The following is an 18,592-nucleotide window of genomic DNA, read 5'->3' as shown; positions in this document are numbered from 1 at the left end:
AGCTTACGGACGACCTGCTCCGGGGTGTGACGCTTCCTGCTGTTCGTCATGATCTGACCAGTCTCCCTGCCCGCGACCGCGGACAACAGGACGACTCTCAGAACCACCGGACCTACGAAACGGGGTCAGCCCACGGGGATGACGCATCCGTTCGCTCTCACCATCGGCCCTTCTGATGGGGCCGGGAACATCTACTTAGATGTTGCTGGCCATAACGTTGTGGTCACGTAGGAAGGTCGCGGCAGGAGGCTCCGCCTCTGCGCGCGTGATCTCGGATTGGCTACAGGTACCTGCAGACCTCGTCGGCGTTGCAGGTCTCGGGTTCGGGTTCTGCGGCTGCGTCGCGGAGGGCGGCAACGTTGTCGCGGAGGGAGACGAGATCCGAGATCTGGCGCTCAATGTCCTTCAGACGAACGTCTAGGAGGTCCCGGACGTGGCCGCAGGGAATCTCGCCTCCATCGCGGATGTCGAGGATCTGTTTGATCTGCGCGAGGGTAAGTCCGGCAGCCTGGCCGCGGTGGATGAAGTCGATCCGAGTCGCTGCTTCCGGATCGTAGTCGCGGTATCCCGACGCGGTGCGCTCGGCCGCGGGAAGCAGGCCCTGCTCCTCGTAGAACCGCAGGGTCTTGGCGGTGGTGCCGGCCGCCTCGGCGAGTTCGCCGATCCTCATCTGGGTCTCCGATGTGTCACAGGTCGCACTTGACCTTCCCCCGTACTGGAAGGTCCATTGTGGCTGCATCAAGAGCAATTCTCAAGACTCAGGGGAGGAATCGGGATGCAGTCCAGGTACGACCTTGCGATCATCGGATCGGGTGGCGCCGCGTTCGCCGCCGCCATCCGCGCGACCACGCTCGGCAAGTCGGTGGTGATGATCGAGCGCGGCACTTTCGGCGGCACGTGCGTGAACACCGGCTGCGTGCCGTCGAAGGCGCTCATCGCCGCCGCTGAGGCCCGCCAGACCGCTGCCGAGGCGGGCAACCGTTTCCCGGGGATCGCCACCACAGCGGACGACGTGGACATGCCCGCGCTGATCAGCAGCAAGCAGGACCTCGTCGAGGAACTTCGGGGTGAGAAGTACGTCGACGTCGCCGACGCCTACGGCTGGCAGATCCGCCACGGCGACGCTGCGTTCGCCGGCACGCCAGAAGCGCCCGTTCTTGAGGTCACCGCGACTGACGGTGCGGTCGAGACGATCGACGCTGATCACTACCTGGTCGCCACCGGCGCCAGCGCATGGGCCCCACCGATCGACGGTCTTGAGGAGGCCGGCTACCTGACCTCGACCGCGGCGATGGAATTGACCAAGGTTCCCGACTCGCTGCTGGTGCTCGGCGGCGGCTACGTCGCCTTGGAGCAGGCCCAACTGTTCGCCCGGCTCGGGTCGAAGGTCACCCTGCTGGTTCGTTCCCGGCTGGCGTCGAAGGAGGAGCCGGAGGTATCCAAGGCGCTGCAGGAGGTCTTCGCCGACGAGGGCATCCGCGTGGTCCGCCGTGCGGTCCCGACCCACGTTGCCCGTGACGACGTCAGGGGCCAGGTTGTTGTCACCGCTGACATCTCCGGCGGCGAGCAGGAATTCCACGCCGAACAGGTCCTCGTCGCCCTCGGCCGCCGACCGGTCACCGATGGGCTGAACCTCGATGCGGTGGAGGTGAAGACCGGCGACACGGGCGAGATCGTGGTCACCGACCAACTGCAGTCCTCCAACCCCCGGATCTGGGCAGCCGGCGACGTGACCGGGCACCCCGAGTTCGTCTACGTCGCCGCCCACCACGGCAACATGGTCGCTGAGAACACGTTCGCTGGCGCTGAGCGGTCGGTGGACCACAGCCGGCTGCCGCGGGTGACCTTCACCAGTCCGGCGATCGGCGCGGTCGGGATGACCGAGGCCCAGGTGCTCGCTGCCGGGATCCGCTGCGACTGCCGCGTCCTGCCGCTGGACTACGTGCCCCGGGCGCTGGTCAACCGCGACACCCGCGGCTTCATCAAGATCGTCGCCAACGCTGAGACCGGCGAGATCCTCGGCCTCACCGCCGTCGCCAAAGACGCCGGCGAGCTCGCCGCGGCCGGTGTCCACATCCTCGGCAAGACCGTCACCGAGGTCGCCGACGCATGGGCGCCCTACCTGACCATGACCGAAGGCATCCGGATCGCCGCCAAGGCCTTCACCACCGACATCTCCAAGCTGTCCTGCTGCGCGTGACCCGCAGCCGACAGCCTCCACCCGACTCATGAAGAAGGTACCGCCATGTCGGAGCTCACGACGCAACTGCCCGAACGACTCAACAACACCGAAGAGACCGGCCTTGACGCCGTCCTATTGATCCCGCTGCTGCGGCTGATCGTCGAGGGCGGCCCGGTCACCGTCGAGCAGTTCGCCGCGGCCGCCGGCCGTCCGGTCGACGACGTACGCACGGGTCTGGCCGCGGTGCCGGACACCGAGTACGACGACCAGGGCCGCATCATCGGCCAGGGCCTCACCCTGCGCCCCACCCCTCACCGGTTCACCGTGGCCGGTGAGGAGCTCTACACCTGGTGCGCCCTGGACACCCTGATCTTTCCGACCCTGCTCGAGCGCGCGGCGAGCGTGGAGTCGGTCTCCCCGACCAGCGGCGAGCCGATCCGGGTCACCATCGACCCCGTCGCCGGCGTCACCAGCGTCGAACCCGCCACCGCGGTGGTGTCGCTGGTCAACCCCGACCAGATCACCTCGATCCGGTCCTCCTTCTGCAACCAGGTCCACTACTTCACCTCCGATGAGGACGCCGCGGGCTGGCTGGCCGAGCACCCCCGCGCCGAGGTCGTGCCCGTGGCCGTTGCCTATCGGATCGGTACCGACCTCACGACCGGCTTCCTCAACCAGTTCCAGGCCAACGCGGCAGTGGCCGACGACGGCCACTGCCGCTGCTGACCAAGAACACCGAAGGGCACTCCACTCCGATGAAGTCCAACCACGACGACCAACCGGGAGGCAGCGGCCTGCTCCTCGGAGCCGGGGCCGCGCTGCTCATGGTCGCCTGCTGCGCCCTACTTCCCTTGCTCCTCGCCGGTGGTCTGCTGGCCAGTGTCGGCGGGTTCCTCGGCAACCCCTGGGTGATCGGCACCGGCATCGCCGTCCTGGTGCTCGCGGTCCTCGCGACCACGCGGCGCCGCAGCGGCGGCAACAACGCCAGGCATGGCTGTTGCCCGCCTGTGAACTCCACCCACCCCAGCGACACGAAGGACGACCAGAACCGATGACGCTTACCCGCACCCGCCGCGCGACCCTCTCGGTCGCCGGCCTCCTGCTTGCAGGCTCCCTGGCTCTGACCGCCTGCGGAAGCACCGACGCCACACCAGCCGCAGATGCGGGCACGCCAGCGGCGGTTACTAGCATCGACGGCCAGATGGTCAGCCTGCCCACCAGCGGGAAGCCGACCGCGGTGTTCTTCTTCTCCGTCGGCTGCGGCGAATGCGTTGAAGGCGTCCGCTCCCTCGGCGAGGCCGCCACCGCTGCCGAGAAGTCGGGTGCTGGGGCGAGCTTCCTCGCCGTCGACATGGACCCCGGCGAGTCCAAGGAGACCATCGAGGGATTCATGGAGTACGTCGACGCCGAACACGTCCCGGCCGCCATAGACGAGGGTGCCGCCTTGTCCCAGCGATTCGACGTTGCCGCCCTGTCCACCCTCATCGTCATCGACGGCGACGGCAAGGTGACCTTCCGTGCCACCGAGCCCGACGCGAAGACGATCACCGCCGAACTCGTCAAGGCCGGAGCCTGATCCATGGGCGGATTGCTCAGCCTCGCCTTCGCCGCCGGCATGGTGGCGCCGGTCAACCCATGCGGGTTCGCGCTGCTGCCGGCCTGGATCAGCCAGACCCTCGGCGACGCTGACGCCTCGCCCGTCCCGGTGCGGCTGCTGAGGGCCCTGCGGTCCGGAATCGCACTGGCGATCGGGTTCGCCGGCACCCTCGCAGCTGCGGGCCTGCTGGTGAGCGCCTGGGCTCGGGGCCTGATCCAGGCAGCGCCCAAACTCGGTCTCGCCGTAGGCGTCCTACTGGTGCTCCTCGGCCTGTGGATGCTGGCCGGCCGTTCGATCTCCGTGCGGTTGCCCCGGATCACCGGCCGAGCAACCGAAGGCCTCCCGCCAACCGCCCGGATGCTGGTCTTCGGGATCGGCTACGCCCTCGCCTCCCTGTCGTGCACCTTCGGAGTGATCCTTGCTGTCATCGCCCAGGCACAGGCCACCGCCAGCTACGCGGGGCTGCTGCTGGTCTTCGGTGTCTACGCCGCCGGCTCAGCCAGCATCCTGCTGCTGCTCGCACTCGCGACCACCGCCGCGGGTACCGGCCTAACCCGCCACGTCGCACGCCTCGGGAGTTATGGCCCCCGGATCACCGGCGCCGTCTTGCTGCTCACCGGCGTCTACCTCGCGTGGTACTGGTGGCCCGCCGCCACCGCCGACAACAACCTCGTCGCGACCGGCCGTGCCGGCGGTGTCGCCAGGCTCTCAACGACCCTGTCCGGCTGGGTTCAGGCTCACACGGCGCCGATCGCGGCGCTCGCGGTCATCTCCCTCCTCGTAGTACTCGCCCTTGGCGCCGCCCATAGGCGGCGTCGAGCCAGTTCCGAATCGCCGGAGGCCTGCTGCGACACCACGAACGTCGGGCTCGGCGTGTCAGGCGGCGACCACGAGGGTCAGTAGCCGACGGCTGAATGGGGGGCTTGGTCCGGGACTCAGCGACTCGACTGGAACATTCTTCGAAGGACGTGCATGACTCACCGCAACTCGCCACTGTCAGTCGAGGGACGTCGGCGGCTGGTCGAGCGTTGCAAGACCCGGCCGATCGCTCACGTGGCAGCTGAGATGGGAATCTCCCGCGCTACCGCGTCAAAGTGGGTCCATCGCCATCGTGAGTTCGGTGAGGTCGGTCTGCTCGACCGCTCATCGACGCCTAAGCAATCCCCGACAGCCACCCCCAACGTCGTTGTTCGCGAAGTCGAACGCATGCGGCGCGAGCACAAGTGGTCAGCGGCTCGGATCACGTTCGAGCTCGAACAGGTCGGCATTCAGATCAGTCGGCGCACGGTGAGTCGCATCCTCACCGACCTGCAGCTCAACCGGCGCCGCTTCATCGACCCGACCGGGGAAAGTAACCGCGAAGCGAGGAAGATTGTCGCTCGGTGCCCCGGCCACATGGTTCACCTGGACGTCAAGAAGGTCGGCCGAATCCCCGATGGCGGCGGATGGCGGGCTCATGGCAAGGACAGCCCGGAAGCTCGCGCCGTCGCGCGGACGAAAACCCGCGGCACGCGAGCCGGCTACGTCTACCTCCACTCAGCGATTGACGGCTACTCACGCCTCGCGTACACCGAGGCTTTGCCGAACGAGCAGGCCGCGACGGCCGTTGCGTTCCTCGCGCGAGCGCGGGCATGGTTCGCGGCTCATGGCATCACGCACATCGAACGGATCGTGACCGACAACGGATCCTGTTACCGCGCCTCAGCGTTCGCCGATGCACTGGCCGGGTCGCGGCACCAACGGATCACGCCCTACACGCCCCGCCACAACGGAAAGATCGAGCGGTACAACCGGATCCTTGCCGAAGAGTTCCTCTATGCACGGACATGGACCTCAGAAGACGAACGCGCCAACGCCCTCGAGCGCTGGAACCTGCACTACAACTACCACCGCCCGCACGGTGCCGCGGACGGTCAGCCGCCGGCCACGCTCGTGCCAATTCGCGTCAACAACGTCCTGGCCTCATACACCTAGCTTCAGCGGTGATCCGCAGTCTGCGCGATGTAGGACTCCGCGTGCAGCACGAGAACTGCGAGGGACCGCAGAAGTCGTGGGCGACACGAGAAGCTGATGCGGTTCGGCGAAGGATCGCACTGTGGATAACGTGCTGCGCCGACGTCCTTGTTCCTACGGTCGGTGGCACGACCGATCTCGATGAGAGAACTGGATGAGGGGACGAGGGCGATGATTCTGTATCTGAGTTTCAGGCTCGCAGGCTTTCTGCAGGTGTTCTTCCAACGATGCATGCCGACGAACATCCTCATCAACGCGCTGCGCACCCGACGCGGCTTGAAGTGGTCGATGGTCACCTGGCTGATCGCGCCGATCTACTTTCTCCTCGCGCGCTGGTTCGCGGAGATCATCGAAGCAGGCGGCCCTGGATGGGTCTACATCCTGATGGGGATCGCGAGCTGGGATGCGCTCAAGATGTTCGTCGCCGGGCCGACGCTTTCGGTCGTCCTGCTCGTGACGAAGATCCGAGAGGCGGTGTCGATCACGAGGTCCGAAGATCCGTCCGTAAACCCGTCCGAAAACCCGTCCGTTTACTCCCGTAGACGTCCGTAAACCCCCGGAGATAGAATGGGCCCCAAGCAGCGGTTTGCTGCCTGGGGCCCAGTCAATCACTGGCCTCGAAGCCCGGGGAGACGCGCTTCGGGACCCTTCAGATTTCACACACCATAGTACAGCTCGAACTCGAACGGGTGCGGGCGCTGGGCCAGCGGGATGATCTCGTTCTCGTACTTGTAGTCGATCCAGGTGTCGATGAGCTCCTGCGTGAAGACGCCGCCCTCGAGGAGGAACGCGTGGTCCTCGCGGAGTGCCTCGAGCGCCTCGGCGAGCGTGCCGGGCACCTGCGGGATGTCCTTGGCCTCCTCCGGCGGAAGCTCGTAGAGGTCCTTGTCGACCGGCTCGTGCGGCTCGATCCGGTTCTTGATGCCGTCGATGCCCGCCATCAGCTGCGCGGCGAAGGCGAGATAGGGGTTACCCGAGGAGTCGGGCGCGCGGAACTCGAGGCGCTTCGCCTTCGGGTTCGAGCCCGTGATCGGGATACGAATCGCCGCGGAGCGGTTACCGGCCGAGTAGACCAGGTTGACAGGCGCCTCGAAGCCCTTGATCAGGCGGTGGTACGAGTTGATCGTCGGGTTCGTGAACGCGAGAACGGCGGGCGCGTGCTTCAGCAGGCCGCCGATGTACCAGCGGGCGATGTCCGAGAGCTGGCCGTAGCCCTGCTCGTCGAAGAAGAGCGGCTTGCCGTCGGCCCACAGCGACTGGTGGGTGTGCATGCCCGAGCCGTTGTCGCCGAAGATCGGCTTCGGCATGAAGGTCGCGGTCTTGCCCCACTCCTCGGCCGTGTTCTTGACGATGTACTTGAACTTCAGGATGTCGTCCGCGGCGTGGACCATCGTGTCGAACTTGTAGTTGATCTCGGCCTGGCCGGCCGTGCCCACCTCGTGGTGCGCACGCTCGAGCTCGAGGCCCGCCTCGATGAGCTTCAGCGAGATGTCGTCGCGCAGGTCGGCCTGCTTGTCGACGGGGGAGACGGGGAAGTAGCCGCCCTTGTACGGCGTCTTGTTGGCGAGGTTTCCGCCCTCCTCCTCGCGGCCGGTGTTCCACGCGGCCTCCTCGGAGTCCACCGAGTAGAAGCTCTTGCCCTGCGAGACCTCGTAGCGCACATCGTCGAAGATGTAGAACTCGGCCTCGGGGGCGAAGAACGCGGTGTCCGCGATGCCGGTCGAGGCGAGGTACTTCTCCGCCTTCTTGGCGACCTGGCGCGGGTCCTTCGAGTAGATCTCGCCGTTGCGCGGGTTGTAGATGTCGAACACCATGACGAGCGTCTTGTGCTCGCGGAACGGGTCGAGGTACGCCGTCGTCACGTCCGGGATGAGCTGCATGTCGGACTCGTTGATGTTCGCGAAGCCGCGAATCGAGGAGCCATCGAAAAGCTGACCGACGGTGAAGAAGTCCTCGTCGACGGTCGATGCCGGGATGTTGAAGTGCTGCTGGACACCGGGGAGATCCGTGAATCGGATGTCGAGGAACTTGACGTCCTCGTCCTTGATGAAAGCGAGCACCTCAGATGAATCAGTGAACATGGAGGCTCCAGGTAGTGGGACTTCGGGTCGCCGCCCGCGGAGGGGATGACCCCTCGAAAGTATCCGTGCGGGATTGCCCGAGAATGTCTCGAATGTTTCCTGGAGGTTACGTGGGCATCGTGCCGCGACACAAACCGACGCGCGCCTAGGCTGATCGGGTGACTTCTTCTTCGCGCGATGACCACCCCGGCAAAAGCCTGGGCCTTCCGGCCACCGGGCCGGGCAGCATCGCCCCGCTCTCGCGCCGCGTCGGCGCCTTCGTGACCGACTGGGCGGCCGTCGTCCTCCTGTCCATGGCGTTCTTCGACTACGCGTGGTGGTCGACGCTCGCGCTCTTCGTCGTCATCCAGGCGCTCTTCGTGCCGACGGCCGGCGGAAGCCCGGGGCATCGGATCTGGGGGCTGCGGGTCGTGCGCCGCGGCGGGGGATGGGTGGGCCCCTGGCGCCCACTGGTTCGGGCCGCGTTGATCGCCCTCGTGATCCCCGCCGCCATCTGGGATGAGAACCGTCTCGGGCTCCACGATCTGCTCGCCGGCACCGCCATCGTCCGGGCGTAAACCGAGAGGGGGCCGGCGCATCGCACCGGCCCCCTGTCTCGTGTCGCGTTTCTAGCGCGGCTTCGGAGCGCGCACCTTGGTCGGATCGATGCCCTTCGGAATGGGGAGGGACGCCGCGCCGCCGCGCGAGATTGACTCGGTGCGGGCGCTGAGCTGCTCCATGCCGGCCCGGTTAACCACCTTCGGCAGCTTCTTGATCTCGCGCGCCAGGCGGTCGACCGGTACCTCGTCCTCGCCGTGTCCGACATACAGGACGGTCACGGGAACGGATCCGTGCGTGATGCGCAGCGAGGTGGTCTTCTCCTTCTTGACGAGGCGCTCGAGGCGACTCCGCGTGCCCTCGCCGATGAGGACGACGCCGCCGCGACCCACGGCGCGGTACACCGCGTCCTGAGTCCTCGCGTTCACGGCGACCGGCATGTCCTCGCCGCGCCAGTTGCGCCCGAGCATGTTCGCGACGACGTGTCCCGCCCCGCCCGGCATCCCGTCGATCTTCTTGTACATCGCGGACGTCGCCAACCGGTTCATGAGCAGCATCGCGCCGATGAGGCCGAGCATGATACCGAAGACGACCCAGAGGATGTAACCCCACCACGGCTGGGCGGTCACCAGCGCGATGACCACGCCGACCGCGACGCCCGCCACCAGGACGAGGGGGAGCACCCAGGCCACCCACGGGTATTCCCCGTGCGTGAACGTGAACAGGTTCTTAATTGTCGCGAAGAACCCGGGGCGCTTCTCGGGCGTGGTCGTGCGTGCTGCCATAGTCACCAGCCTACCGGTCGCTCGTGCCGCGCACCTGCGCGCCAGCGCGTCCACACCCCGGATCCGCCCGCGCCCGTCCCCAATCCGCCGCCACCCGGCGCCGCGGCGGGTTCCGGCGCGGCAACCTAGGCCCATGGTGACGACACGGGACGCGCGGACCGCCCCGCGCGAGGCGGAGGCATTCCTGCCCGCCAGACGGGTGCGCCGCACGGTGGCGGGCGAGCACCCACTTCCCGCGGCGCTCGTGCAGAGGGGCGAGGGCACCTGGGCCGTCGTCGACGCGGCGGACCTCGACGGCTGGGCCGGGTGGCGATGGGCCGACGCGCCGCACGTGCTCGCGCCGCGCGAGATCCTGCGTCGCGCGGGAGGCCACGACGTGGTGGTGCCGTCCGTTGCCTCGTCCGTCGATCACCTCCTCGGCGCGCGTGCCCAGAGCGGGCCCGCCTGGGACCGCGGGGAGGCGGTGACCCTGGCCGTCGCCGTGATGCGCGCGGCGGCCGCCGTGGATGCGGAAATCGTCGGCAGTTGGTGGCTCGACGAGGACGGCATGCCGCTGTTCTGCCCCCGCTCCGGCGATGCCGCGGGCGGCGACGCGATCCCCGACGCCTCCGCGCGCGTTCTCGAGCGGCTCGAGCGGGCCACGGACGACCGCGTGCTCGCGCGCGCGCTGGCGGAGGCCCGCGAGGCCCTCGCGACGCCCCGAACCCTGGCGGTTTCGCTCGAGGGGATCGAGGGAGCCCTGTTCGACGCGGCGGCCGCCCGGCCGATCCGTTCCGCGGCGGGCGCCGGGGCTCGCGCCGGGATCGACCGCATCCTCGCCCCCGACGACCCCGACGAGGGGGTGGGCCTCGCCGCGTGGCTGGCGCGCGTGGCGGGGATGTGGGACGCGGGCCTCGCCCGGATCGTGGCGCGCCTGTCGCCCGCGAGGCGCCCCGAGGGCGCGGATCCGTCGCCCCCGCGCCCGGAGGCGTCGCCCCGGGCCCGCGGCAGCCGCCGGGCGCCGATCGCCGTCGCCCTCGGCGTCGCGACGGCCGTCGTCGGCGTGGGGCTTTTCTGGCCGGCCAGCGAATCGCCCCGCGCGTCGGGCGTCGTCGCGGAGCGGACGCAGGCGCCGAGCGCTGCGGCCCCGCCCGTCGCGGGTGCGGCGCTCGCGGGGGAGGATCCGGTGGTCGCGGGCGCGGCGCTCGTGGCGCTCTGGCAGGACTGCGCCGGCACGTGTGACCAGGTGCCGAGCGAGGCCGTCGGCGGATCCGCGGCGCACCCCGACGTGCAGGTTTCCCTCGTGGAGGACTACGGTCAGGTTGCCGTCGTGGCCGCCGAGGCTCCCGGATCCGCGAAGCAGCTCATCGTGATCGAGCGCGCGGGCGAGACCTGGCGCATTCGAGACGCGTACGACGCGGCGACCGGAACGGCAGCGCGCAGCACAGAGGGGGACCCGCCGTAACGGCGCGGCCCCCTCTGTGCTGCAATCGAGACGTTAGATCCCGAGATCGGTCTGGAAGTCGGCCTCCTCGAGGCGTGCCTTGACGGCGCTGAGGTAGCGCGCCGCGTCGGCACCGTCGATCGTGCGGTGGTCGTACGACAGGGCGAGGTAGACGTACGACCGGACGCCGATCGAGTCCTGCCCGTCGACCGTCACCACGCCGGGGCGCTTGAACACGATGCCCGTGCCGAGGATCGCCGACTGCGGCAGGAAAACGACCGGGGTGTCGAACAGCGCGCCACGCGAACCCGTGTTGGTGAGCGTGAAGGTGCCGCCAGCGAGGTCATCGGGCTTCAGCCCGCCCTCGCGCGTGCGCTTCGCGAGATCCGCGATGCCGCCCGCGATCTCCGCGAGGCTCTTCGACGCCGCATCCCGGAGCACCGGCGTGTACAGCCCCTTCTCGGTGTCGACCGCGATCGAGAGGTTCTCGGTGTCGGGGTAGACGATGTTCTCGCCGTCGAGCGTCGAGTTGATGATCGGGAACGCGCGGAGCGCCTCGGTCGCCGCGAGCGCGAAGAACGGCAGGAATGACAGCTTGCTGCCGGTCTTCTCGTGGAACTCGGCCTTCACGCCGTCGCGGAAGGACGACAGGCGCGTCACGTCGACCTCGACGACCGTCGTGAGCTGCGCGGTCGAGGTCATCGACTCCACGGCGCGCTTCGCGAGCACCTTGCGCAGGCGGGTCATCGGCTGGGTCGTTCCGCGCAGCTCGCTCGTCTCGAGCGCGGCCTTCGCCGACTTCGCCGACGGAGCGGCCGGCGCGGGCGACGAGGTGGTCGAGGCCGCGGGCTTGACGGCCGCGAGCACGTCCTCCTTGCGGATGCGACCGCCGACCCCCGAGCCCTGGATGCTCGACAGGTCCACGCCGTGCTGCGCGGCGAGCTTGCGCACGAGCGGGGTGACGTAGATCGGGTCGTTCGAGGCCGAGGCGGGCGCCGCCGGCGCGGCGGGCTTCTCGGCCGGGGCGGCGGGCTTCTGCGGGGCCGGGGCCTCCGCGGCCGGGGCGGGCTCGGCGGCCTTCTCCTCCGGAGCCGGGGCGGCGGGCTTCTCGGCCGCGGCGGGCTCGGCGGCCTTCTCCTCCGGAGCCGGGGCGTCGGGCTTCTCGGCCGGGGCGGGCGCACCGGATCCGACGCGCGCGAGGACGGAACCGACCTCGACCGTGTCGTCCTCGCCCGCGAGGAGCTCGAGGACGGTGCCGGCGACGGGGGAGGGCACCTCGGTGTCGACCTTGTCGGTCGAGATCTCGAGCAGGGGCTCGTCGACCTCAACGGAGTCGCCGACCTGCTTCAGCCAGCGGGTGACCGTGCCCTCGGTGACGCTCTCGCCGAGCTCGGGGAGCACAACGTCGGTCGCGTCCGCGGAGGACGCAGCGGGCTTCTGCGGGGCCGGGGCCTCCGCGGCCGGGGCGGGCTCGGCGGCCTTCTCCTCCGGAGCCGGGGCGGCCGGCGCGGACTCGGAGGCGCCGGCGCCGTCGCCGACCGTGGCGAGCTCAGCACCGACCTCTGCCGTCTCGTCCTCCTGGACGAGGATCGCCTCGAGCACGCCCGCCACCGGGGACGGGATCTCGGTGTCGACCTTGTCGGTGGACACCTCGAGCAGCGGCTCATCGACCGCGACGGTATCGCCGACCTGCTTCAGCCAGCGGGTGACCGTTCCCTCGGTGACGCTCTCTCCGAGAGCGGGGAGGACAACGGAAGTGCTCATATTCGAGTCTCCTTGCAGAAGGTGTGAATGCGGTTATCAGCTTAGGGGATGGGGTCCGGCCTCGCCCCGGAACCCGCGGGGCGCGCCGCGCGGTCACATGGTGTGCAGCGGCGAGCCCGCGAGGGCGAGGAAGGCCTCGCCGAGCGCCTCGGACTGGGTGGGGTGGGCGTGCACGAGGGGGGCGATGTCTTCCGGGTGCGCCTCCCACGCGACGGCCAGCTGACCCTCCGTGATCAGCTCGCCCACGCGCTCGCCCACGAGATGCACGCCGAGGACGGGCCCGCCCACGAGGCGAACGACCTTCGCGAAGCCGGGCCGCGCGGGGGAGCCTGCGCCGACGATCTCGCTCTTCGCGTTGCCGGCGAGGGAGACCTCGGTCGACGTGATCGCGTCCGCGCCGTGGATCTCGATCGCCGCGCGCTCCGTGAGGCCCACGGACGCGACCTCGGGCGACGAGTACGTGACGCGCGGCACGAGCGCGTCGTCGAGCGGCGCGGTACGTCGCCCGGCGATCCGCTCGGCGACCGCGATGCCGTGCCGGAATCCGCGGTGGGCGAGCTGGGGGCCGGCGACGATGTCGCCAACGGCCCACACGCCCTCCGCGCCCGTGCGCAGTTCGCCGTCGACGTCCACGAACCCGCGCGTGAGAGAGACCCCGGCCTCCTCGAAACCGAGCCCCGCGGTGGAGGGCGCGCGGCCGACCGCCACGAGCACCACGTCGGCCGGCAGGTCCTCGGTCACGCCCTCGCGTTCCACCGACACGACGACGCCGTCGCCCTCGGCCACGCCCGCCACGCGGGTGCCGAGGCGGAGGTCGATGCCACGGCGGGCGAACGCCTTCGCCAGCGCCGACTGCGATGCCGCGTCCTCGCCCGCGATCAGCGTGTCCTGCGCCTCCACGACCGTGACCTCGGCGCCGAGGGAGCGCCACGCGCTGGCGAACTCCACGCCGATGACGCCGCCGCCGATGACCACGGCGCGCGCGGGGATCTCCGCGCGCGCCAGCGCACGCTCGGCGTCCAGCACCCGATCCGAGAACTCCACCCCCCGCAGGGCGCGCGTCAACGCGCCCGTGGCAAGGACGACGTGGCGCCCGGCGTACAGGTCGTCGCCGACCCGTACCGCGGGCGCGCCGTCGTGGCGCGTGAGGGATCCGGATCCCGTCACCACCTGCACGCCGCGCGCCGCGAGGAGCGACGTCAGCCCGCGGAACTTGCCGTCGACGATCTTCTGGCGCCACGCCAGCGCAGCCTCACCGTCCACGCTTTCGAGCGACGCGGCGACGCCCGCGGCCGCCGCGTGCCGCACCGTGTCGGCGACCTCCGCGGTGTGCAACAGGGCCTTCGTCGGGACGCACCCGCGGTGCAGGCACGTGCCGCCGACGCGGTCGCGCTCGATGAGAGTCACCGAGAGGTCGAGCTCGCGGGCGCGCAGCGCCGTCGCGTACCCGCCGCTCCCGCCGCCGAGGACGACGACGTCCGAGGTGAGGACGGTCACGGGAGGCCTCAGCGAACCTCGCCGCCGGCGGCGACGAAGTCGATCAGCGCCCGGGTGGAGGCCCCGGTCGGCCCGCGGTCGGTGAACCCGAACGCGCTTGCCGTGCTCATCGCGGATCCGGCGATGTCCAGGTGCACCCAGGGGATCCGGGGTGCATCCGCCGCGCCATCCCGGCGGCCCACGAAGCGCTGCAGGAAGAGCCCGGCGTACATCGATCCGCCCGCGCGGTTGCCCATGTTCGCGTTCTGGAGATCGGCGACGCGCGAGTCGAGCTGCTCCTCCATGTGCTCGGGGAGGGGGAACGGCCACGCGAGCTCGCCCGTGCGGTCGGCGGACCGGAGGAACGCGTCGACCGCGTCGGACTCGCCCATGACGCCCGTGTGGCGAGTGCCGAGCGCGACGACCATCGCTCCCGTGAGGGTTGCCACGTCGACGATCACGTCGGGGTTCTCGCGGCTCGCGGCCACGAGGCCGTCGGCCATCACGAGGCGACCCTCCGCGTCCGTGTTCGTGACCTCGACCGTGGTGCCGTCGGCCATCACGAGCACGTCGCCGGGACGCGTCGCGCGCCCCGAGGGCATGTTGTCCGCGATGCACAGCCAGCCCGTCACCCGGACGGGAAGCTTCAGCTGGGCGGCGGCGCGCACGACCGCGAGCACCTCGGCAGCGCCGGTCATGTCCTCCTGCATGCCGACCATCGACGCGGCGGGCTTGAGCGAGAGCCCGCCCGTGTCGAACGTGATGCCCTTGCCGACGAGCGCGACGTGGCGCGTCGCGCCCTGCGGGGCGTAGTCGAGCCGCACGAGGCGCGGCGGGCGGTCGGATCCCTGACCGACGCCGAGGATGCCGCCGAAGCCACCCTCGGCGAGGGCCTTCTCATCCCAGACCGTCGCCTGGATCGGGAGCTCGGCGGTCACCACTGCGGCCGTGTCGGCCAGCTGCTCGGGGCTCTGACGATCGGCCGGCGTCGAGACGAGGTCCTTGACGAGCGCGACGGCCTCGCCCGAGACGCGCGCGGCGGCCAGGTCGTCGTCCGTCACGGACTCGGGCGCGTGGACGATGATCCGCGTGGCGCGGCGCGTGCGATTCGCCGCCTCGTCGGAGACGTTCTTGTAGCCGTCGAACGCGTACCCGCCCAGGACGCCGCCCTCGGCCGCGGCGCGCCACGCGTCGGGAACCTCGGCCGCGACCGCCACCGCGATCGTGGCGAATCCCGTCAGCTGGCGCACGCCAGCGCCGATGCTCTCGCGCACCGTGTCGGCGGTGGGGTCGGCGCCGAGGCCGACGACCGCGAGCGGGAGCGCGGTGTACTCCGGCGCGTGGACCCGAGCGAAGGCGCCCTTTTTTCCCGTGAAGCCGATCGCCTCGAGGGCGGGCGTGAGGCCCGGGGTGGGCTCGGAGCCGGCGAGCGCGGGGACGGCGAGGACGAGGGCGTCGGCTTCGTGGGCCGGGACGGGGGCGTGGGTGATCGCGATTTCGGGAAGAGGCATGCCCCCATCCTAGGTATCGCTTGTGCCGGAGGGGCCCGTGCGCCCCCCGGCCCTCGTAGCATGGAGGGATGGCCCGCATCCCCGAGTTCTTCGAGCGCGTCGCGAACGCGCCGGTTGTGACGCCCCAGCTCCCGCTCGTCGTCCTGCTCACGGGTTTCACCGACGCGGGCGGGACGGTCTCGGCGGTGGTCGATTTCGCGCGCGAGGATCTTCAGCCCGAGCCCGTCGCGATGTTCCACAACGACGCGCTGTTGGACTATCGGGCGCGCCGCCCGATCGTCACCTTCGATCGCGACCATTTGTCGGACTACCGGCCGCCGCGGCTCGAGCTCTCCCTGGCCCACGACGCGCTCGGCCAGCCCTTCCTCCTCCTGATGGGATACGAGCCGGACTTCGCGTGGGACGGATTCGCGGCGGCCGTGCTGGCGCTCGCGGACGAGTTCGATGTGTCGACGATGACGTGGGTCCACGCGATCGCGATGCCCGTGCCGCACACGCGCGCGCTCACGACGACGGTGAGCGGGTCGCGTCACGACCTGATCCAGGCGCACTCGGTGTGGAAGCCGCACACGGAGGCGCCCGCCACCGCCGGTCACCTGCTCGAGATGCGCATGTCCGAGGATGGGTTCCCCGTCGCGGGCTTCGTCATGCTCGTGCCGCACTACCTCGCGGAGACCGTCTATCCGGGCGCCGCAATCGCGGCACTGGATCGGCTGATGACGGCGACCGGGCTCGTGTTCGGGCTCGACTCCCTCCGCGAGGACAACCGCGCCTACCTCGAGCGGGTCGGCGAGCAGATCGAGCGCAACGACGAGCTCGCGCAAATGGTCCAGGCGTTGGAGCGCCGATTCGACGCGTACATGGCGGGCGAGCGCGACGGCACGCCGCGCTCGGGCGGCTTCGTCGAGGGAGACCTTCCGAGCGCCGACGAGCTCGCGGCCGAGCTCGAGCGCTTCCTCGCCGACCGCCCGGCCGACGACGAGCGCGGCGCGTAGCGGATCCGCCGAGGGAGGGAATACCTCGCGGACGCGCGTCGTTTATCTCCGGTGACGCGTCCGCGGCGTGGTTCATGACGCACCCCGACGTATGAGAGAATAAGAATCCGGACCCGTTGTCACCGACACCGCCAGGCGTAAGGACTTGACAAGGGTCTTCATCGTGCTCGAACACACCCGGGGCGCTGGCGCGCGGTGGCCCTGGGGAAAGGCGAAACGTGACTCCTGCCACGAACACCACCCCGACCGACGAGGTCGACGAGAAGGCGACCGCCGCTTCGAAGAAGCCGGCGGCCAAGAAGAGCACCGCGAAGAAGGCGCCCGCGGCGAAGAAGCCCGCCGCCAAGAAGTCCGCGGCCGCTGGCGCCCCCAAGAAGGGCGGGCGCAAGAAAGCGGACGTCGTCGACGAGATCATCGGCGAGGACACGCCGGAGGTCGACGAGTCCGCCGAGGACGGCAAGCCCGCCGCCCAGTCGGCGGACGAGTCGCTCCCGACGGGCGCCATCGTCATCACCCAGTCCGAGGAAGAGGAGGTCCCGGTCTACTCCACCCAGATCACGGGTGCGACCGCGGATCCCGTCAAGGACTACCTCAAGCAGATCGGTAAGGTCCCGCTCCTCAACGCCGCGGAGGAGGTCGACCTCGCCATGCGTATCGAGGCGGGCCTGTTCGCGGAGGAGAAGCTGTCGGCGATGTCGGCGGCCGAGAAGTCGAGCCAGCTTGGCCTGGACCTGCAGTGGGTCGCGCGCGACGGCGCGCGGGCGAAGAGCCACCTGCTCGGCGCGAACCTCCGCCTCGTCGTTTCGCTCGCGAAGCGCTACACGGGCCGCGGCATGCAGTTCCTGGACTTGATCCAGGAGGGCAACCTGGGCCTCATTCGCGCCGTCGAGAAGTTCGACTACACGAAGGGCTTCAAGTTCTCCACCTACGCGACGTGGTGGATCCGCCAGGCCATCACGCGTGCCATGGCCGACCAGGCCCGCACGATCCGCATCCCCGTGCACATGGTCGAGGTCATCAACAAGCTCGCCCGCGTCCAGCGGCAGATGCTCCAGGACCTCGGCCGCGAGCCGACGCCCGAGGAGCTCGCCAAGGAGCTCGACATGACGCCCGAGAAGGTCGTCGAGGTGCAGAAGTACGGCCGGGAGCCGATCTCGCTGCACACCCCGCTCGGCGAGGACGGCGACAGCGAGTTCGGTGACCTCATCGAGGACACGGAGGCGGTCGTGCCGGCCGACGCCGTGGGCTTCACGATGCTGCAGCGGCAGCTCGAGAGCCTCCTCGACTCGCTCTCGGAGCGCGAGGCGGGCGTCATCCGGATGCGTTTCGGCCTCGGCGACGGTCAGCCGAAGACGCTCGACCAGATCGGCGACACCTTCGGCGTGACGCGCGAGCGGATCCGCCAGATCGAGTCGAAGACGATGGCGAAGCTGCGCCACCCGAGCCGCTCGCAGTCGCTGCGGGACTACCTCGAATGATGGCGGACGCGAACGAGGGCAAGGCCCTCGAGGTCGAGATCGACGGCGCGCGCTACCTGCGGATTCCGCTCCGTACCCGCGTCATCATGCCGGGAGACCAGCTCCCGGATGTCGTGCGGGAGTACGCGAGCGACGCGGTGGAGGAGGGCGACACGCTCTTCATCACGGAGAAGATCGTCGCGATCATGCAGGGCCGCTCCTACATGATGAGCGAGATTCAGCCCCGCCCGCTCGCGCGGTTCCTCTCGCGCTACGTCACGAAGACGGCGTACGGCATTGGCCTCGGCATCCCCGAGACGATGGAGTTCGCGCTCCGCGAGGTGGGCACTCCGCGGATCCTGTTCGCGTCGGCGGTCGCCGCCGTGACGAAGCTCTTCGGCCGCCGCGGGGACTTCTACCGCATCGCGGGGGACAAGGCCCGCGCGATCGACGGGCCGACACCGAACACGATCCCGCCCTACAACGACGCGGTCGTCCTGGGGCCGGAACGGCCGCGTGAGGTCGCTGCGGAGATGAAGCGGCTCGTCGGGTGCGATGTGGCTGTTGTCGACATCAACGACATCGGCGGCAACATCCTCGGCTCGACGCTCGACAAGGCCGGCGAGCGCACGCTCGTGCGGATCCTGCGCGACAACCCGCTCGGGCAGGGGCACCAGTCCACGCCGCTCGGCATCATTCGGCGCGCCGCGTAGCGCGCTCCCATGACGTGAGGCGCCCGACCCCCGAGGGGACCGGGCGCCTCACGTCATT

The 18,592-nt window shown here is 69.8% G+C and carries 18 protein-coding genes; 12 read left to right on the top strand and 6 right to left on the bottom strand.

Features of this window, described 5'->3' with window-relative positions; genetic code table 11:
* Positions 1–280: 280 nt before the first annotated feature.
* On the bottom strand, positions 281–670 hold the full coding sequence (locus tag GJQ66_RS07790; protein WP_040347802.1) for a heavy metal-responsive transcriptional regulator: 390 nt from the start codon (positions 668–670) through the stop codon (positions 281–283).
* A gap of 105 nt (positions 671–775) precedes the next feature.
* On the opposite strand from GJQ66_RS07790, the gene merA reads away from it, so the two are divergent.
* From merA to GJQ66_RS07755, 7 genes are all read left to right on the top strand, one after another.
* On the top strand, positions 776–2,200 hold the full coding sequence (merA, locus tag GJQ66_RS07785) for a mercury(II) reductase (protein ID WP_155048751.1): 1,425 nt from the start codon (positions 776–778) through the stop codon (positions 2,198–2,200).
* 45 nt (positions 2,201–2,245) lie between these two features.
* Positions 2,246–2,908: an organomercurial lyase MerB gene (gene merB, locus GJQ66_RS07780; protein ID WP_155048750.1), complete on the top strand. Its 663-nt coding sequence runs from the start codon at positions 2,246–2,248 to the stop codon at positions 2,906–2,908.
* Positions 2,909–2,937: 29 nt separating this feature from the next.
* On the top strand, positions 2,938–3,237 hold the full coding sequence (locus GJQ66_RS07775; protein WP_005882715.1) for a hypothetical protein: 300 nt from the start codon (positions 2,938–2,940) through the stop codon (positions 3,235–3,237).
* Positions 3,234–3,758: a TlpA disulfide reductase family protein gene (locus tag GJQ66_RS07770; RefSeq protein ID WP_155048749.1), complete on the top strand. Its 525-nt coding sequence runs from the start codon at positions 3,234–3,236 to the stop codon at positions 3,756–3,758. The genes GJQ66_RS07775 and GJQ66_RS07770 overlap by 4 nt, the downstream gene beginning before the upstream one ends.
* A 3-nt stretch (positions 3,759–3,761) precedes the next feature.
* Entirely contained in the window at positions 3,762–4,682 is a 921-nt protein-coding gene (locus GJQ66_RS07765) for a cytochrome c biogenesis CcdA family protein (RefSeq protein ID WP_155048748.1), read from the top strand.
* A 69-nt stretch (positions 4,683–4,751) separates the two neighbouring features.
* Positions 4,752–5,753: an IS481 family transposase gene (locus tag GJQ66_RS07760; protein WP_155048747.1), complete on the top strand. Its 1,002-nt coding sequence runs from the start codon at positions 4,752–4,754 to the stop codon at positions 5,751–5,753.
* A 162-nt stretch (positions 5,754–5,915) separates the two neighbouring features.
* The gene (locus GJQ66_RS07755) at positions 5,916–6,344 is read left to right on the top strand and encodes a sulfate permease (RefSeq protein ID WP_155048746.1); all 429 of its coding nucleotides are present in this window, start codon (positions 5,916–5,918) and stop codon (positions 6,342–6,344) included.
* A gap of 104 nt (positions 6,345–6,448) precedes the next feature.
* Here GJQ66_RS07755 and glnA read toward each other — a convergent pair whose 3' ends face one another.
* Complete coding sequence (gene glnA, locus GJQ66_RS07750) at positions 6,449–7,873, bottom strand: type I glutamate--ammonia ligase (RefSeq protein ID WP_155048745.1); 1,425 nt, start codon at positions 7,871–7,873, stop codon at positions 6,449–6,451.
* A gap of 158 nt (positions 7,874–8,031) precedes the next feature.
* Here glnA and GJQ66_RS07745 point away from each other — a divergent pair, with 158 nt between their 5' ends.
* Entirely contained in the window at positions 8,032–8,430 is a 399-nt protein-coding gene (locus tag GJQ66_RS07745) for an RDD family protein (RefSeq protein ID WP_368732792.1), read from the top strand.
* 51 nt (positions 8,431–8,481) lie between these two features.
* On the opposite strand, the gene GJQ66_RS07740 is transcribed toward GJQ66_RS07745, so the two are convergent.
* On the bottom strand, positions 8,482–9,195 hold the full coding sequence (locus tag GJQ66_RS07740) for a DUF4191 family protein (RefSeq protein WP_155048744.1): 714 nt from the start codon (positions 9,193–9,195) through the stop codon (positions 8,482–8,484).
* A gap of 133 nt (positions 9,196–9,328) precedes the next feature.
* On the opposite strand from GJQ66_RS07740, the gene GJQ66_RS07735 reads away from it, so the two are divergent.
* On the top strand, positions 9,329–10,639 hold the full coding sequence (locus GJQ66_RS07735) for a hypothetical protein (protein ID WP_155048743.1): 1,311 nt from the start codon (positions 9,329–9,331) through the stop codon (positions 10,637–10,639).
* Positions 10,640–10,672: 33 nt separating this feature from the next.
* Here the strand turns inward: GJQ66_RS07735 and sucB are convergent, their stop codons facing one another.
* The 3 genes from sucB to GJQ66_RS07720 form a co-directional block, all read right to left on the bottom strand.
* A complete protein-coding gene (gene sucB, locus GJQ66_RS07730) occupies positions 10,673–12,382 on the bottom strand; it encodes a 2-oxoglutarate dehydrogenase, E2 component, dihydrolipoamide succinyltransferase (RefSeq protein WP_155048742.1) in 1,710 nt (569 codons plus the stop codon).
* Positions 12,383–12,475: 93 nt separating this feature from the next.
* Entirely contained in the window at positions 12,476–13,879 is a 1,404-nt protein-coding gene (locus GJQ66_RS07725; protein ID WP_368732791.1) for a dihydrolipoyl dehydrogenase, read from the bottom strand.
* An 8-nt stretch (positions 13,880–13,887) separates the two neighbouring features.
* The gene (locus GJQ66_RS07720; RefSeq protein ID WP_155048741.1) at positions 13,888–15,369 is read right to left on the bottom strand and encodes a leucyl aminopeptidase; all 1,482 of its coding nucleotides are present in this window, start codon (positions 15,367–15,369) and stop codon (positions 13,888–13,890) included.
* A gap of 68 nt (positions 15,370–15,437) precedes the next feature.
* Here GJQ66_RS07720 and GJQ66_RS07715 point away from each other — a divergent pair, with 68 nt between their 5' ends.
* The 3 genes from GJQ66_RS07715 (at position 15,438) to GJQ66_RS07705 (ending at position 18,534) form a co-directional block, all read left to right on the top strand.
* Positions 15,438–16,364 (top strand): proteasome assembly chaperone family protein, encoded by a 927-nt coding sequence (locus GJQ66_RS07715; RefSeq protein WP_155048740.1) that lies wholly within the window; start codon positions 15,438–15,440, stop codon positions 16,362–16,364.
* 218 nt (positions 16,365–16,582) lie between these two features.
* Positions 16,583–17,842, top strand: a complete 1,260-nt coding sequence (locus tag GJQ66_RS07710; RefSeq protein ID WP_368732790.1) for an RNA polymerase sigma factor — start codon at positions 16,583–16,585, stop codon at positions 17,840–17,842.
* On the top strand, positions 17,842–18,534 hold the full coding sequence (locus GJQ66_RS07705; RefSeq protein WP_155048781.1) for a coenzyme F420-0:L-glutamate ligase: 693 nt from the start codon (positions 17,842–17,844) through the stop codon (positions 18,532–18,534). Before GJQ66_RS07710 ends, GJQ66_RS07705 begins: the two co-directional genes overlap by 1 nt.
* Positions 18,535–18,592: the final 58 nt, after the last annotated feature.

It is taken from the genome of Microbacterium sp. ZXX196, assembly GCF_009709595.1.
GTDB classification, from domain to species: Bacteria; Actinomycetota; Actinomycetes; order Actinomycetales; family Microbacteriaceae; genus Microbacterium; species Microbacterium excoecariae.
This window is presented reverse-complemented; position numbering and strand designations above follow the sequence as displayed.